This is a genomic window from Dermacoccus sp. PAMC28757 (assembly GCF_014302635.1).
GTDB classification, from domain to species: domain Bacteria; phylum Actinomycetota; class Actinomycetes; order Actinomycetales; family Dermatophilaceae; genus Dermacoccus; species Dermacoccus abyssi.
This window is the reverse complement of the sequence record NZ_CP060292.1, coordinates 2,206,454-2,221,965: the sequence shown is the minus strand read 5'-3', so window position 1 is coordinate 2,221,965 and position 15,512 is coordinate 2,206,454. Positions and strand designations below refer to the sequence as shown.

The following is a 15,512-nucleotide window of genomic DNA, read 5'->3' as shown; positions in this document are numbered from 1 at the left end:
GACGCTGTGCCTTCCACGAGGGAGAACTCCATGACCGTCGTCGAGATCCCGCAAGCTCCCGGGCCCATCGAGCCGAGCCTGCGCATCCGAAGCACGCGTGTCTACCGCGGCCCCAACGTGTGGTCCTACGAGCCGGCGATTCACCTCGTGCTCGATCTGGGCGTGCTCGAGTACTACCCGACGCACGCGCTGCCCGGTTTCACCGAGGCTCTCGTCGAGCTCTTCCCCGGTCTGCAGCGTCACTCGTGTTCGCGCGGGCGTGAGGGTGGCTTCATCGAGCGCCTCCACGAGGGCACCTGGCTCGGTCACGTGGCCGAGCACCTCGCGCTGCAGCTGCAGCAGGAGGCCGGCCACGACGTCCGTCGAGGCAAGACGCGTGGTGTCGAGGACCGCGAGGGCTGGTACAACGTCATCTTCGCCTTCCTCGACGAGAGCGTCGGTCTCGCAGCCGGTGAACTGGCGGTCAACATCGTCAATCACCTCGTGCAGAACAACCCCGAGTTCGACGTCGAGGCAGAGCTCGAGCGGTTCCACAACCTCGTGCAGCGCAAGGCCTTCGGCCCGTCGACGCAGGCCATCATCGAAGAGGCCGTCTCGCGCGACATCCCGTGGACCCGCCTCAACGGCGCCTCCCTCGTCCAGCTCGGTCAGGGCGTCCACGCCCAGCGCATCCGCGCCACGATGACGTCGCGCACCCCCGCCCTCGCGGTGGACATCGCGGGCGACAAGAACCTCACGGTGAAGCTGCTCGGTTCGGCCGGTCTGCCGGTGCCGAAGTCCGACGTCGTGCGCACGATGGAGGGCACCGTCGAGGCGGCCAAGGAGATCGGCTTCCCGGTCGTCGTCAAGCCGCTCGACGGCAATCACGGCCGTGGTGTCTGCCTCAACCTGCAGAACGAGGACGACGTCCGCGAGGCCTACCCGATCGCTCTTGCCCAGTCGCGCCGCGGCGTGCTGCAGGTCGAGTCCTTCGTCACGGGCAAGGACTACCGCTGCCTCATCATCGACGGCCGGATGGCGGCCATCGCCGAGCGCGTGCCCGCCCACGTCATGGGCGACGGCGAGCACACGGTGGCCGAACTCGTCGACATCACGAACGCCGACCCGCGTCGTGGATACGGTCACGAGAAGGTGCTCACGCGCATCAAGGTCGACGACGCCGCCCGCGAACTCGTCGAGGAACAGGGCTACGCGATGGACGCCGTGCCTGAGGCCGGCGTCATGGTGAAGCTTGCCCTCACCGGCAACATGTCGACCGGTGGTATCTCCATCGACCGCACCATGGATGCCCACCCGGACAACGTCGAGATCGCTGAGGAGGCCGCGCGCCTCATCGGACTCGACGTCGCCGGTATCGACTTCATCTGCCCCGACATCACGGTGCCGGTGCGTGAGTCCGGTGGCGCGATCTGCGAGGTCAATGCCGCTCCCGGGTTCCGCATGCACACCCACCCGACGGTCGGGGAACCGCAGTTCATCGCCAAGCCGGTCGTCGACCTGCTCTTCCCGCCCGGCACGCCGTCGCGTGTGCCGATCGTCGCGGTGACGGGTACCAACGGCAAGACGACGACGTCGCGCATGCTCGCGCACGTCATGAAGGGCCTCGGCAAGAAGGTCGGCATGACCTCGACCGACGGCATCATCGTCGACGAGCGTCTGCTCATCACCCGTGACGCGTCCGGCCCCAAGTCGGCCAAGATGGTGCTGCAGAACCCGCGAGTCGACTTCGCGATCCTCGAAGTCGCCCGCGGCGGCATCCTGCGCGAGGGCCTGGGCTACGACCGCAACGACATCGCGATCGTCACGAACATCCAGAACGACCACCTCGGCATGCGCGGTGTGAAGTCCCTCAAGGACCTCGCGGACGTCAAGCAGGTCGTCGTCGAGGCCGTGCCGCGTGACGGTTTCGCCGTCCTCAACGCCGACGACCCGTACGTGCGCCGTATGCGCCACGTGTGCCGTGGAACCATCGTGTGGTTCTCGATGGACGCCCCGGACAGCCGCGTCAGGCAGTTCATCGACGAGCGCTGCGTTCGCGGTGACCGCGCCGTCGTCCTCGAGCCGACGGAGAAGGGCGAGATGATCGTCCTCAAGCAGGGCCGCCGTTCGATGCAGCTCGCCTGGACCCACCTGCTGCCGAGCACGTTCAACGGCGCCGCACGCATGAACGTCGCCAACTCGCTCGCCGCGGCGGGAGCGGCCTTCGCCGCCGGTGTGCCGCTGCACGACATCCGTCAGGGCCTGCGCACCTTCACGACGAGCTACTACCTCTCCCCCGGTCGCCTCAACCGCATCGAGGTCGACCACGCCGAGGTGTTCGTCGACTACTGCCACAACCCGGCGGGCCTCGACCTGCTCGGCGAGTTCGTCGACCGATATGTCGCGGGAAAGAACCGTGCCCAGAGGGTGCGCCGTACCGTCGTCGTCGGAGCTGCCGGCGACCGTCGTGACCAGGACATCCGTGAGATGGGTGAACTGGCGGCCAAGTGGTTCGACACCGTCATCATCCGTGAGGACGAGAACCTGCGCCGCCGCGAGGTCGGCGAAGCGGCCAGGATCATCGAGGAGGGTGCGCGAGCCGTGGCTGCCGACGGCGGCCGCGCGACGAAGATCGTCACCGTCCTCGACGAGCTCGAGGCGACGACGAAGGCACTCGATCGGGCGCGGCCCAACGACGTCATCGTCATCTGCGCCGACAAGCACGCCCGGGTCATGGCCACGGTCGAGGAGCGCACCCACCTCGCGACGCCGGGCGCGCACACCCACGAGGAACAGCCGGGCGACCCCGACTTCAGCCCGGACGAGCGGTTCGCCAGCGCCGAGGAGGACGACGCCGCGGCCGAGGCGGTCACGCCGAACCCGGCTGACACTCAGGGCTGAGGAACGAACGCGTTGGCCCCTTCCCACCGCTGCGGTGGGAAGGGGCCAACTGGTCGTCGGGACGAGGCCGGATCGGCGAGCGTGTCAGGACTCGCGGTGCGGCAGTGAGGTGAGCAGGTCCAGAGCGTCGACGAGTGCTGCGGGTGCGTGGCCGGAGGCGGTCACCCGACGCAATGACGCGACGGCGTCACCGATGTGGCCCTGAACGTCGTCGGGCAAGCCGGTGCTCTCGATCTCCTCGTTCGGTACACCGCGAGCGGTGCGTGCCTTGCGGGCGATGGTTCGTGCGTCGTCCATCGACGCGCCCGTCTCGGTCAACCAGGAGTGGATCTCCGCCTGGTGGCTGTGGGTCATGACCGCCACGACGTCGCCCCCGTGTGCCGCGTCGAGGAGGCCCTGCACGCCGTCGAGTTCGGTGCGGTGGCTCGCCTCCGGGCTCACCCCGACGCGCGCGAGACCGTCACGGAAGTGGCTTTCGAGGTTCTCCATCGAGCGACCGCGAAGGTAGTGCTCCTTGTGCACCACGTGGACGAGATCTGCGCCACGGCCTGCGAGCTCGCCGAGGTTGGCGAGGATCTCGTCGCTGCGGTCCCCGCCGGTTCCGAGGCCGAGCAGGAGTCGCCCCCCGGGCGCGACGAGACCACGACCGACGGCGAGGAGAGCCTCCAAACCTCCCTCGTTGTGGGCCATGTCGATGATGACGGTGACCGACTCGTCGGGGCTGCTCGGCTTGGGCACGGTGTAGACGTTCATGCGGCCCGGGTTGAGGTTCGCGTCCGGGGAGAACGTGCGTAGCCCCTCGACGACGGCGCTGCGCGGAAGTCCGAGCGCCAGGGCACCGGCCGCCCCGGCGAGAGCGTTCGCGATGTTGTGGGCGGAAAGCCCGGCCATCGTCATGGGCACGTCGTCGAGGGAGACGAGTGAGTCCACGCCCGAGTCGTCGATACACACGATGTCGTTGTCGATGACGGTGAACGCCTTGCCGTGTGCGGCCCGTGCCTCACGGATGCAGGGCGCCTCCGGGTCGAGTGTGAAGGTGATGATCTGCGCGGGCGTACCGACCCGCATCGCCCAGACACGGGGGTCGTCACCGTTGAGCACGCACCAACCACTCGGTCGGGTCACCTTGGTGATGATGGCCTTGACCTCGGCGAGCTGGTCGACGGTGTCGATGCCGCCGGTACCGAGGTGGTCGGGCGACACGTTCGTCACGACGCTGACGTCGTTGTACGGCACACCCATACCGCGGTTGAGCAAGCCGCCTCGCGCGGTTTCGAGGACGGCGATTTCGAGGCCGGGGGTGGCGAGCACGGTGCGAGCACCCGAGGGTCCCGAGTAGTCGCCCCTCTCGACGTGTTCGCCCATGACGAGCACACCGTCGGTGGAGCTCCACGCCGTCTTGCGCCCCGCGGTCATCGAGATGTGCGAGACGAGGCGCGTGGTCGTCGTCTTGCCGTTCGTTCCGGTGATCGAGATGACCGGAACCTTCGGCTTGGACATGGTTCCGGCGGGGCCCGGTTCGGAGGCGAGAACCGCGTCGGCGGCACGTCGAACGGCGTCGGAGGAGGACACCGGGTCGAGCAGATCGGTTAGAGCCGCAGCCACGGCGCGGCCCAACGCGCGGCCGCGTTCGAGGTGCTTCCAGGGGAAGGCCACGACGTACTCCGAGGGTTCCTCGCCGTGGCGAACCCGGACACCGAGCTGACCCGTGCCGCTCGCAGCGGCAACACGACGCGTGACGACCTCGACGAGGCGCATGACGGCGCGGTCGCGGACGGCCGAACCCTCGTCGCCGAGTCGCGGGCGGCGCGCGCGAAGCAGGGCGAACGCTTCGCTCAGCTGTTCCGGTTCACTGCTCAGCCACCCCGAGACGTCGATCGTCGTCTTGATCGCGGGGCGCGGGAAGTAGAGGTTCGGGCCCTCGAGAACGCGGTTGCCGAGCAGGCGGACACCTGCGGCCTGCGTGCCGTCTGCAGTCATGAAATTCACCCTAGAACGGGTGTGCTTCACCTGCATCCGCCCGACACGGGCTGGACGCCTACTGACCCATCGCGTGGACGCCGCCGTCGACGTGGACGATCTCGCCCGTCGTCGCCGGGAACCAGTCGGACAGCAGTGCCGCGCAGGCGCGCGCGGCGGGAACCGCGTCGGAGACGTCCCAACCCAGCGGAGCACGGTTGTTCCAGGTCTCCTCGAACTGCTCGAAGCCCGGGATCGACTTGGCCGCCGTGGTGCGGATCGGGCCGGCGGCGACGAGGTTGCAGCGGATCCCCTGCGGGCCGAGGTCACGTGCGAGGTAGCGGTTCGTCGATTCGAACGCAGCCTTGGCCACGCCCATCCAGTCGTAGACGGGCCAGGCGAACTTCGCGTCGAACGTCAGCCCGACAACGGCGCCGCCGTCCTTCATGAGGGGCTCGGCAGCCTTCGCGAGGGCTTTGAGGGAATACGCCGAGGCGTGCAGTGCCGTCGAGACGTCCTCCCACGTGGCGTCCATGAAGGTGAACGCGCCCTGCGGTGCGAAGCCGATCGAGTGCACGACGCCGTCGAGCGAACCGATGATCGGCTTGAGGCGCTCGGCGAGGGTCTCGAGGTGCTCGGTGTTCGTCACGTCCAGTTCGACCACCTCGACGGGCTCGGGCAGCCGACGGCTGATCGTCTGCGTGATCTTCATCGTGCGGCCGAAGCTCGTGAGAACGACCTCGGCGCCCTCCTCCTGGGCCAGGCGCGCCACGTGAAAGGCGATCGAGGAGTCCATGAGGACGCCGGTGACGAGGAGCTTCTTACCTTCGAGCAGACCCATGGTGGTGCCTTTCGTGCGGGGCGGAGCGGAGTGGAGGATGCGGGCTGGGTCAGTGGTCAGTGGCCCATGCCGAGGCCGCCGTCGACGGGTACGACAGCACCGTTGATGTAGGCGGCCTCCGGCGAGGCGAGGAACGTGACGGCGGCTGCCACCTCCTCGGGGCGGGCGAAGCGCCCGGCGGGGATGGCGTCCTTGTAGGCCTTCTGCCGGTCCTCCGGCAGCGAGGACGTCATTTCGGTCTCGATGAAGCCGGGCGCGACGACGTTGGCCGTGATGCCACGGCCCCCGAGTTCGCGAGCAACGGAGCGGGCGAGACCGACGAGACCGGCCTTGCTCGCCGCATAGTTGGCCTGGCCCGGAGACCCGTAGAGTCCGACGACGCTCGAGACGAAGATGAGGCGCCCGCCCTTGCGGCGGATCATGCCGGTCGTCGCGGCGCGGGCGCAGCGGAACGCGCCGGCGAGGTTGGTGTCGATGACACGGTCGAACGACTCGTCGCTCATGCGCATGAGCAAACCGTCGTCGGTGATTCCGGCGTTCGCGACGACGACGTCCATGGGGCCGCCGAGCTTCTCCTCGGCCTCCTTGAACGCCTTCTTCACCGAGTCGGAGTCGCTGACGTCGCCCGCAACCGCGGGCATGCCCGCGACGTCCTCACCGGCGCGCGAAAGGATGACGACGGCGTCCCCCTGGTCACGGAACCTCTCGGCGATGGCCAGACCGATACCTCGGTTGCCTCCGGTCACCAGTACGTTGCGGCTCGTCATTCACCCTGTCCTTCGTTCGCAGCATGTCGTGTGGTCGGGCGCGGGCGCGCCGGAATCAACCTTGTTCAGCAACGTATCCACTACCCCCGGGTACTCCAATTGGGACGAATCGTGGTGAGTCGTAAGCTGGAGCCATGGCACGAGCAGCTTCCTCGCGGACGGGCAAGGGTGAACAGCCCCGCCTCTCGGCGACGAGCCTGCCCGAGTCGGCCGAGGACGACCAGAACCGCCGAATGCGTGGCTACCTCATCTCGATGGCCATCCGGACGGTCTGCTTCATCGCGGCCGTCGCCACCTGGCAGGTCAGCCGCCCGCTCAGTGTCGTGTGCTTCGCTCTCGCTGCCGTACTGCCCTACGCGGCCGTCGTGTACGCCAACGCGACGGGCAAGCGGCGCATCGACCGCATGGGTGCCGTCACTCCCCCTCCGGTGCCTCCCAAGGAGATCCATGGATCTGCGGACCGCTCTTAGCGATGACCCCGCCGAGCTGATCTGCAGCGCGAAGGGGTGCCGACGCCACGCGACCTGGGCTCTGCGGTGGAACAACCCGAAGCTGCACGACGCGCAACGACGCAAGGTCTGGCTCGCGTGCGACGAGCACGAGGTGACGCTGCGCGACTTCCTGTCTCTGCGCGGCTTCTACCGGGACAGCGTCCGCCCCGACGCCCTGGATCCGCACGACGGCTGAGGCGCCTCGCGGGAACCTGCTCGTCCCTGATGCCCGGCGTCAGGGCGGCGAACAGCCCTACTAGGCTGGTGGGGTGCTTCGACTGCTCTCCACCAAACGCTGGCTCACGTGGTTGCTCGTCGCGACGCTGTGGGCCACGATCTGCCTCGTCGCAGGGCGCTGGCAGTGGAATCGCTGGCAGGAGAAGTCGACGATCCAGGAGCGGATCGACACGAACTACGACGCCCGACCCGTCCCGTTCGGTGACGTTCTCGAGGATGGCCGGGCCCCCGCCAAGGATGACGAGTGGAAGCAGGTTCGCGGAACCGGCACCTATCTCGGTGATGTCCGCATGGTGCGCAACCGGCCCGGCCCCGGCGGCGATTTCGGCTACGAGACCGTGGACGTCTTCGCCGTCGACGGCATCAAGGTGCTCGTCGACCGCGGGTGGGTGACCAACGGCTCGAGCGCGGCGAAGCCGAGTTCTGTTCCCGCGTCGCCGCGTGGCCAGGTGACGGTGACCGGTTGGGTGCGGCCGAGCGAGAAGAGCCTCGGCCGGCCGCCGGTCGAAGGCCAGCTCTCCTCGATCTCGACGGCCGACGCCGAGAAGGCCACGGGTGAGCAACTCGTCGACGGCTACGTCCGCATGCGCACCGAGTCGATGCCCGACGGGACGACTCCCCCGCGACCGCAGGCCCTGGAGCGGCCGTCGCAGGGCATGGCGGCCGGCATCAATCTGAGCTACGCCATCCAGTGGTGGCTCGGCATTGTCGCCGGATACGCCTTCGTCCTGATGCGCGCCCGGCGTGAGTACCTCGACGGCCTCGAGACGGCCGATCCCGCGTCCGCCGGCGAGGTGCAGGCACACGACGGCGCGACTGCCGCGCGTCCGAGGCGCGAGAAGAAGCGCAAGCAGCGGATCTGGGACGAAGAGGACGAGTGACAGGATGAAGCCATGGACTGTGGACTGAACGGACGGACGTACATCGTCACCGGCGCCTCCGGCGGCCTGGGCCTCGCGACGGCGAAGGTGCTCGCGGCGGACGGCGCTGACCTCGTCATCGCCTCACGCGATCAGGAGCGGATCGACGCGGCGGCCGAGCAGCTCCCGACGGGCGCGAACGTGCGCGCGGTCGCGGCTGACCTCGCCGACCCGCAGACCCCCGCTCGCCTCATCGCCGTGGCCAAGGAGAGCTTCGGCCGCCTCGACGGCGCCGTCGTCTCCGTGGGTGGACCGCCCGCGGGCAAGCTCGGTGACACGACCGAGGAGCAGTGGCGCGCAGCCTTCGACAGCGTGTTCCTCGGCGGTCTGCGCATGGCACGCGCGGTGCTGGACGAACCCTTCGAGCCGGAGGCTCAGATGGCCGTGACGATGGTGCTGTCGTCCTCGGTGAAGTCGCCGATTCCGGGGCTCGCCATCTCCAATGGTCTGCGTCCCGGCCTCGCCATGGCTGCGAAGACGCTGGCTGACGAATACGGCCCGCGCGGTGGCCGCGTCAACGTCCTGCTCCCGGGGCGTATCGACACCGACCGTGTCCGTTCGCTCGACGCAGGCAGCGGTGACGCCGAGGCCACGCGTGCGAAGAACGAGGTTGCGATTCCGCTGGGTCGCTACGGCACGCCGGAGGAGTTCGGCCGCGTCGCCGCCTTCGTCACCAGCCCGGCGGCGTCGTACCTGTCCGGCATCGCCCTACCGGTGGACGGCGGATCTCTGCGCACCCTCTGACGGCGCTTCCCCGCCTGGGGCCGGCGCCCCCATGGCGGGTCGTTGGCGAGCCGCGAACCCTCGTTGCTCATGGGCGGTGGTCATGACGGCCCCGTCACCACCGGGTGAACGCGTACGCGGCAAGATGCCCGGGCGTCGGCGACCGGCGTTCAGTCGTCGCTGAACTGCGTGGCGTGCAGGTCGGCGTACAGGCCGCCCGCGGCGAGCAGTTCGGCGTGCGTTCCCTGCTGCACGATGCGCCCGCCGTCGAGCACGACGATGCTGTCGGCGCGGCGAATGGTGGAGAGGCGGTGGGCGATGACGAGCGCCGTGCGCCCCACGAGCGCGTTCGCCAGCGCCGCCTGCACCGCGCGCTCGGACTCGCTGTCGAGGTGGGCCGTCGCCTCGTCGAGCACGACCACGTCGGGGGCCTTGAGCAGCAGCCGGGCGATGGCGAACCGCTGCTTCTCTCCCCCGGACAGCCGGTGTCCGCGATCGCCGACGACGGTGTCGAGACCGTGCGGCAGACGTTCGACGAGGGCCCAGACGTGCGCCGCGCGAAGGGCTTGCTCGAGATCGCGGTCGGTGGCGTCGGGGCGTGCGTACAGGAGGTTGGCCCGCACGGTGTCGTGGAACATGTGCGCTTCCTGAGTCACGACGCCGATGCGCTGGGCGACCGACTCGAGGCTCACCCCGGTGAGGTCGAGGTCCCCGACCAGGACGCGCCCCTTCGTCGGGTCGTACAGCCGGGGTACGAGCGAGGTGAGCGTCGTCTTTCCGGCACCGCTGCGACCCACGAGCGCCACGACGCTGCCCGGTGCGACGTCGAGGTCGATGTCGCGCAGAACGAGCTCACCGGCGTCGCGATCACCGCTCGAGGTCGTCTCGAGCGATGCGAGCGACACGTCATCGGCGCTGGGGTAACCGAACGAGACACCGTCGAAGCGGACGCCGAGCGGGCCCGGCCCGAGGGCGACCGCGTCATCCGCCTCACGGACGAGCGGAGGCAGGTCGAGCACCTCGAAGATCCGCTCGAAGGAGACCATGGCCGCCATGACGTCGACGCGCACGTTCGACAGAGCGGTGAGCGGGCCGTACAGCCGTCCGAGCAGGGCGGCCATGGCGAGCAGCGTGCCGACCGTCATGGTGCCGTCCACAGCGAGCAGACCGCCGACGCCGTAGACGAGTGCGGTGGCGAGCGACGCCATGAGCGTGAGGGCGACGAGGAACATGCTGCGCTGCGTCGCGATGGACACGCCGATGTCGCGCACGCGGGCGGCGCGGGCGTCGTACTGCGCCGATTCGTCGCTGCGCCGGCCGAAGAGCTTGACGAGCAGGGCGCCGGCGACGTTGAAGCGCTCCGTCATCCGTGCGCCCAGTTCGGCGTTGAGAGTCATCTGTTCGCGGGTCAGACCGGCGAGACGACGGCCCAACAGGCGCGTCGGGAGGAGGAACAGCGGCACGAGCACGAGCGCCGCCACCGTGAGCTGCCACGACAGGGACGTCATGGCGACGAGGAGCACGGCGAGGCTGACGACGTTGCTCACGACCGTCGACAGCGTCGTCGTGAACGCCTGCTGAGCGCCCACGACGTCACTGTTGATGCGCGTGACGAGCGCACCCGTCTGGGCGCGCGTGAAGAAGGCGATGGGCTGGGCGAGCACGTGCCGGAAGACGTCGGCGCGCAGGTCGAAGATGAGTCCTTCGCCCAGGCGCGCGGACAACCATCGCTGCACGACGGTCACTCCCGCGCCGAGGACTGCGACCGGCCGCCACGGCGAGCGAGAGGGTGACGACGACCTGCGGATCGCGCGGCACGACACCGTCGTCGACGATGTGCTTGAGCAGCAGTGGCGTCGCGACGATCATCACCGCGTCGACGACGACGAGAACGAGGAAGACCGCGATGGTCGAGGTGTATCGCGTGGCGTATCCGCCGACGCGACGCACCGTGCCCGGAGCCAGGCGCTGGTCCTTGACCGTGGCGTCCTTCGACATCGAGCGCATCATCTGCCAGCCCGGGCCCATCATCGACACGGCGCGGCTCCTGACCTCAGCATGCGAACGGTCTCACGTCGATCAGGCGAGGGAGACGAGGTCGGCGTAGTCCGGACCCCACAGGTCCTCGACACCGTCCGGCAGGAGCAGGATGCGTTCGGGGTTGAGGGCCTCCACGGCGCCGTCGTCGTGGCTGACGAGCACGACGGCACCCTCGTAGTTGTTGAGTGCGCCGAGGATCTCCTCGCGGCTGGCCGGGTCGAGGTTGTTCGTCGGTTCGTCGAGCAGCAGCACGTTGGCGCTCGAGACGACGAGCAGCGCCAGCGAGAGTCGCGTCTTCTCCCCGCCGGAGAGAACGCCGGCGGGCTTGTCGACGTCGTCACCGGAGAAGAGGAACGAGCCGAGCACCTTGCGGACCTCGGTCTCCCCGAGCTCGGGCGCTGCTGACTTCATGTTCTCCAGGACGCTGCGGTCGACGTCGAGGTTCTCGTGCTCCTGGGCGTAGTAACCGATCTTGAGTCCGTGGCCAGGCAGGATGCGGCCCGTGTCCGGTGCATCGACGCCCGCGAGCATCCTCAGGAGCGTCGTCTTACCGGCACCGTTGAGTCCGAGGACGACGACCTTCGAGCCACGGTCGATGGCGAGGTCGACATCGGTGAAGATCTCGAGCGAACCGTAGGAGCGCGAGAGCCCCTCCGCCATGAGCGGCGTCTTGCCGCACGGCGCAGGCTTCGGGAAGCGCAGCTTGGCGACCTTGTCCTGCACGCGTTCGCCCTCGATGCCGGCGAGCATCTTCTCGGCGCGCCGCGCCATGTTCTGGGCCGCCACGGCCTTCGTCGCCTTCGCCCGCATCTTGTCGGCCTGGGCCAGCAGGACGCCGGCCTTCTTCTCGGCGTTGAGTCGCTCGCGCTTGCGACGCTTCTCGTCGAGTTCGCGGGCCTGGAGGTATGCCTTCCACCCGACGTTGTACTGGTCGATCTCGGCCCGGTTGGCGTCGAGGTGGAACACCTTCGTCACGACGGCGTCGAGCAGTTCGACGTCGTGACTGATGACGATGAGCCCACCTCGGTAGCTCTTGAGGTAATCGCGCAGCCAGATGATGGAATCGGCATCGAGGTGGTTGGTCGGTTCGTCGAGAAGCAGGGTCTGAGCGCCCGAGAAGAGGATGCGTGCCAATTCGATCCGGCGGCGCTGACCACCGGACAGCGTGCGCAGGGGCTGCTCGAGGATGCGCTGTTCGAGCCCGAGGCTCGAGGCGATCGACGACGCCTCCGACTCGGCGGCGTACCCGCCCTGGGCGTCGAACTCGGCATCGAGACGGCTGTAGCGACGCATCGCCCGTTCGCGGACGTCGTCGTTCTCACTGGCCATGGATGCTTCGGCCTTGCGCAGGTCGGCGACGATGGCGTCGAGGCCGCGCGCCGACAGGATACGGTCGCGCGCGAGGACATCGAGGTCACCGGTGCGGGGATCCTGCGGCAGGTATCCCACTGCCCCGGAGCTGACCACCTTGCCGGCAGCGGGCAGACCCTCACCGGCGAGCACCTTCGTCAGGGTGGTCTTACCGGCACCGTTGCGCCCGACGAGTCCGACACGGTCACCGGCGGCCACCCGGAACGTGGCGCTCTCGAGCAGGATGCGCGAGCCGGCGCGCAGTTCGATGCCTTCGGCGGTGATCACAGGGCAGGGCTCCTCGAAAGAACGGTGAAGGGGTGTACGGCTCCGACACGCCGGACGGGAGCGCTCGGCTCGCGTGACATACGGCGAGGCGCGTGAAGCCCCAGTAGTCTACGAGAGATGAATCGGGGTGGACGACGCCGTCCGCCTTCACAACGGAGGTTCTCTTGACGTTCAACGACAACGCGCAGCTGGACACGTCGCAGGTCGAATCCGGTGGTTCCGGAGGCTTCGGCGGTGGCCGCGGCGGGATGGGCGGAGGTACGGCCGTCGGCGGTATCGGCGGTCTCATCCTCATGCTCATCTTTGCGTTCTTCGGCATCGACATCACCGGCAGCGGTGGCGGGAGCAGCTACCCCGGCGGCGCGAGCGGCCTCAACCAGTACAGCCAGGACACGCAGGACGTCTCCGGCTCGAACGACCGGGTCTCCCAGCAGATCCAGGCCTGCAAGACGGGTGCTGACGCCAACGAGGACGACACCTGCCGCGTGATCGGAACGGTCAATGCCGTTCAGGCCTACTGGGACCAGGCGCTCCCGGACTTCACCGGCGGTCGCACCGAGTACGAGTACGCGCCCACCAAGCTCTACAGCGGCCAGACGTCCTCCGGTTGCGGCACCGCGAGCTCGCAGATGGGGCCGTTCTACTGCCCGAACGACCGGAAGGTCTACATCGACACGAGCTTCTTCCAGGAGCTGTCGAGCACCTACGGCGCCGACGGCGGCAACCTCGCTCAGATGTACGTCGTCGCGCACGAGTACGGCCACCACATCCAGGACCTTCTCGGCGCCCTGGGTCGCGCCCAGCAGGACCCGAAGGGGCCCGAGTCCGGATCGGTCCGCCTCGAGCTGCAGGCCGACTGCTACGCCGGCATCTGGGTCAACCACGCCACCGAGGCCAAGGACAAGAACGGCAACACCCTCCTCAAGCCCGTGACCGAGTCCGACATCAAGTCGGCGCTGTCCGCCGCATCCGCGGTCGGTGACGACCGCATCCAGCAGAAGGCCCAGGGCCGGGTGACGCCGGAGTCGTGGACGCACGGTTCGTCGCAGCAGCGTCAGAAGTGGTTCCTCACCGGTTTCCAGAGCGGTGAACTCAACTCCTGCGACACGTTCAACGCACAGGATCTGGGCTGAAAAACGCCGGAAAACCGCGAAGATGGGGTTTTCCTGACCAGTTGATGAACGCTCGATTTGTGTCGCTCGTGATCAGTCTGTAATCTTGCAGGGTCGCACCGAAACGGTGCGGCCCTGCTTCGTCGCTGAGTCCCGTCACGAAGGTCAGGTAAAACTTCGCATCACGCGGAGCGACGGGAACGGTGCACCCAGCATCCGGACCACCTCGGTGGTTCTTGGGGTAAAGCTCACTTCGGTGGGCCGAGAATCTAGGATCTCGAACCCGACAGGTCATGCCTCGTAAGCGCTCCTGGAAATGACTCGACATGAAGAACATGTCCCGCCGCTCCTTCATGGCCAACACCTCCAAGGTTGCCGTCGGCACCGCTCTGGCCTCCACCGCCCTCGGCGCCGTTTCGGTCGCCAGCGCCTCGAACGCCAGCGCCGTGACCTCCGCGTCCGCGCGCCGCGCCGTGGCCAAGGCTTCGAGCCGTCGTGGTGCGCCCTACGTGTACGGCGCTTCCGGCCCGTGGCGCTTCGACTGCTCGGGTCTGACGAGCTGGTCCTACCGCCAGGTCGGCCGCTACCTGCCGCGTACGGCCAACCAGCAGTACCGCTCCTCCTACCGCGTTTCCCGCGCGTACGCCCGTCCGGGCGACCTGGCGTTCCTCACCTCTGGTGGTTACGCCTACCACACGGGTATCTACGCCGGTAACGGCATGGTGTGGCACGCTATGCGTCCGGGTACGCGCGTGTCGCTCTCGCGCGCCGGTGCCAGCTACCGCTTCGGTCGCGTCTGATCCGCGAGCCTCTGCGACGTTTCGAAACGGCCCCTCGTCCTCCGGGACGAGGGGCCGTTTCGCGTCTCTCCACTGTGGGCAATCGACCGGCTTCCACACGGGTTGCGTTTTCTCGCGGACGTCACGCGAGATAACGACACGACGAAGGCCCTCACCACAGTGGTGAGTGCCTTCGTCGTCAGGGTCGACGCGACTCAGGAGGACCGGAGCCGCTTTCGCCCACCTCTTGTCAGACGTTGAAGCCGAGCGCGCGAAGTTGCTCGCGGCCGTCGTCGGTGATCTTGTCCGGGCCCCACGGCGGCATCCACACCCAGTTGAGCGTGTGGCCCGTGACGACATCAACCAGGGACGTGGCGACCTGCTCCTCGATGACGTCCGTGAGCGGGCAGGCCGCAGACGTCAGCGTCATGTCGATGACGGCGTGCTTGCTCTCGTCGACGGTGATGCCGTAGACGAGGCCGAGGTCGACGACGTTGATGCCGAGCTCTGGGTCGACGACGTCACGCAGGGCCTCCTTGACCTCCTCGACCTCGACGCCGGAGTCGCTGACTCCCTGCGCCTGGGCGCGCTCGGGCGCCTCGGCCTCGTTGGCGGTCACGTCGGCGGTGATCTCGTTGTCGGTCATGCCTTGGTCTCCTCCGTGGTGGATGCGGCGCCCCCGGTCAGGTCGAGACCGAGTTTGCCGAGCGAGTCCTGCAGTGCGGACCACGACAGCAGGGCGCACTTGACGCGCGCGGGGTACTTCGAGACTCCGGCGAGGGCGATGGCGTCGCCGATGACTTCCTCGTCACCGGCAGACTGGCCCTTGCTCGTGAGCATCGTGCGGGTGGCACCGAAGACCTCCTGGGCTTCACGCAGCGTGAGCCCGATGAGGTTCTCGGCAAGCATTGACGCCGACGCCACGGAGATCGAGCAACCGATCGAGTCGTAGCTGACGTCCTTGATGACGGCGTCGTCGCCCTCGCCTTCGACGTCGACACGCAGGGTGATCTCGTCACCGCAGGAGGTGTTGACGTGGTGGCTCTCGGCGCCGAACGGCTCGCGCAGGCCCGCGTGCTGCGGGCGCTTGGAGTGCTCGAGAATGAGCTCCTGGTACAGATCCAT

General features: G+C 68.3%; 13 protein-coding genes, 1 pseudogene and 1 riboswitch. Of the genes and pseudogenes, 7 read left to right on the top strand and 7 right to left on the bottom strand.

What is annotated here, in order from left to right:
• Positions 1-30 precede the first annotated feature (30 nt).
• A complete protein-coding gene (gene cphA / locus H7F30_RS10565) occupies positions 31-2,880 on the top strand; it encodes a cyanophycin synthetase (RefSeq protein ID WP_187034997.1) in 2,850 nt (949 codons plus the stop codon).
• Between the two features lie 84 nt (positions 2,881-2,964).
• On the opposite strand, the gene H7F30_RS10560 is transcribed toward cphA, so the two are convergent.
• The 3 genes from H7F30_RS10560 to fabG are packed head-to-tail and all read right to left on the bottom strand — an operon-like array spanning position 2,965 to position 6,447.
• A complete protein-coding gene (locus tag H7F30_RS10560; protein WP_255464763.1) occupies positions 2,965-4,860 on the bottom strand; it encodes a Mur ligase family protein in 1,896 nt (631 codons plus the stop codon).
• Positions 4,861-4,918: 58 nt separating this feature from the next.
• Complete coding sequence (gene fabI, locus H7F30_RS10555) at positions 4,919-5,680, bottom strand: enoyl-ACP reductase FabI (protein ID WP_047312797.1); 762 nt, start codon at positions 5,678-5,680, stop codon at positions 4,919-4,921.
• Positions 5,681-5,736: 56 nt separating this feature from the next.
• Positions 5,737-6,447 (bottom strand): 3-oxoacyl-ACP reductase FabG, encoded by a 711-nt coding sequence (gene fabG, locus H7F30_RS10550; protein WP_187034995.1) that lies wholly within the window; start codon positions 6,445-6,447, stop codon positions 5,737-5,739.
• Positions 6,448-6,581: 134 nt separating this feature from the next.
• Here fabG and H7F30_RS10545 point away from each other — a divergent pair, with 134 nt between their 5' ends.
• From H7F30_RS10545 to H7F30_RS10530, 4 genes are all read left to right on the top strand, one after another.
• Positions 6,582-6,917, top strand: coding sequence for a DUF3099 domain-containing protein (locus tag H7F30_RS10545; protein WP_187034993.1), 336 nt, complete (start codon positions 6,582-6,584; stop codon positions 6,915-6,917).
• Positions 6,895-7,134: a hypothetical protein gene (locus tag H7F30_RS10540; RefSeq protein WP_187034991.1), complete on the top strand. Its 240-nt coding sequence runs from the start codon at positions 6,895-6,897 to the stop codon at positions 7,132-7,134. Before H7F30_RS10545 ends, H7F30_RS10540 begins: the two co-directional genes overlap by 23 nt.
• A gap of 73 nt (positions 7,135-7,207) precedes the next feature.
• A complete protein-coding gene (locus tag H7F30_RS10535) occupies positions 7,208-8,056 on the top strand; it encodes an SURF1 family protein (protein WP_187034989.1) in 849 nt (282 codons plus the stop codon).
• A 12-nt stretch (positions 8,057-8,068) separates the two neighbouring features.
• Positions 8,069-8,839 carry an SDR family oxidoreductase gene (locus H7F30_RS10530; protein WP_187034987.1) on the top strand — a complete coding sequence of 257 codons (771 nt, stop codon included), beginning with the start codon at positions 8,069-8,071 and terminating at the stop codon, positions 8,837-8,839.
• Positions 8,840-8,988: 149 nt separating this feature from the next.
• Here H7F30_RS10530 and H7F30_RS10525 read toward each other — a convergent pair.
• Positions 8,989-10,846: pseudogene (locus H7F30_RS10525) on the bottom strand (ABC transporter ATP-binding protein).
• 51 nt (positions 10,847-10,897) lie between these two features.
• The gene (locus H7F30_RS10520; RefSeq protein ID WP_187034985.1) at positions 10,898-12,496 is read right to left on the bottom strand and encodes an ABC-F family ATP-binding cassette domain-containing protein; all 1,599 of its coding nucleotides are present in this window, start codon (positions 12,494-12,496) and stop codon (positions 10,898-10,900) included.
• Positions 12,497-12,660: 164 nt separating this feature from the next.
• On the opposite strand from H7F30_RS10520, the gene H7F30_RS10515 reads away from it, so the two are divergent.
• Entirely contained in the window at positions 12,661-13,629 is a 969-nt protein-coding gene (locus H7F30_RS10515) for a neutral zinc metallopeptidase (RefSeq protein ID WP_187034983.1), read from the top strand.
• A 113-nt stretch (positions 13,630-13,742) separates the two neighbouring features.
• Positions 13,743-13,930, top strand: a riboswitch (cyclic di-AMP (ydaO/yuaA leader).
• 4 nt (positions 13,931-13,934) lie between these two features.
• A complete protein-coding gene (locus tag H7F30_RS10510) occupies positions 13,935-14,408 on the top strand; it encodes a C40 family peptidase (RefSeq protein WP_187034981.1) in 474 nt (157 codons plus the stop codon).
• A gap of 229 nt (positions 14,409-14,637) precedes the next feature.
• On the opposite strand, the gene H7F30_RS10505 is transcribed toward H7F30_RS10510, so the two are convergent.
• Positions 14,638-15,033 carry a metal-sulfur cluster assembly factor gene (locus tag H7F30_RS10505; RefSeq protein ID WP_255464761.1) on the bottom strand — a complete coding sequence of 132 codons (396 nt, stop codon included), beginning with the start codon at positions 15,031-15,033 and terminating at the stop codon, positions 14,638-14,640.
• Positions 15,030-15,512: a Fe-S cluster assembly sulfur transfer protein SufU gene (sufU, locus tag H7F30_RS10500; protein ID WP_187034979.1), complete on the bottom strand. Its 483-nt coding sequence runs from the start codon at positions 15,510-15,512 to the stop codon at positions 15,030-15,032. Before sufU ends, H7F30_RS10505 begins: the two co-directional genes overlap by 4 nt.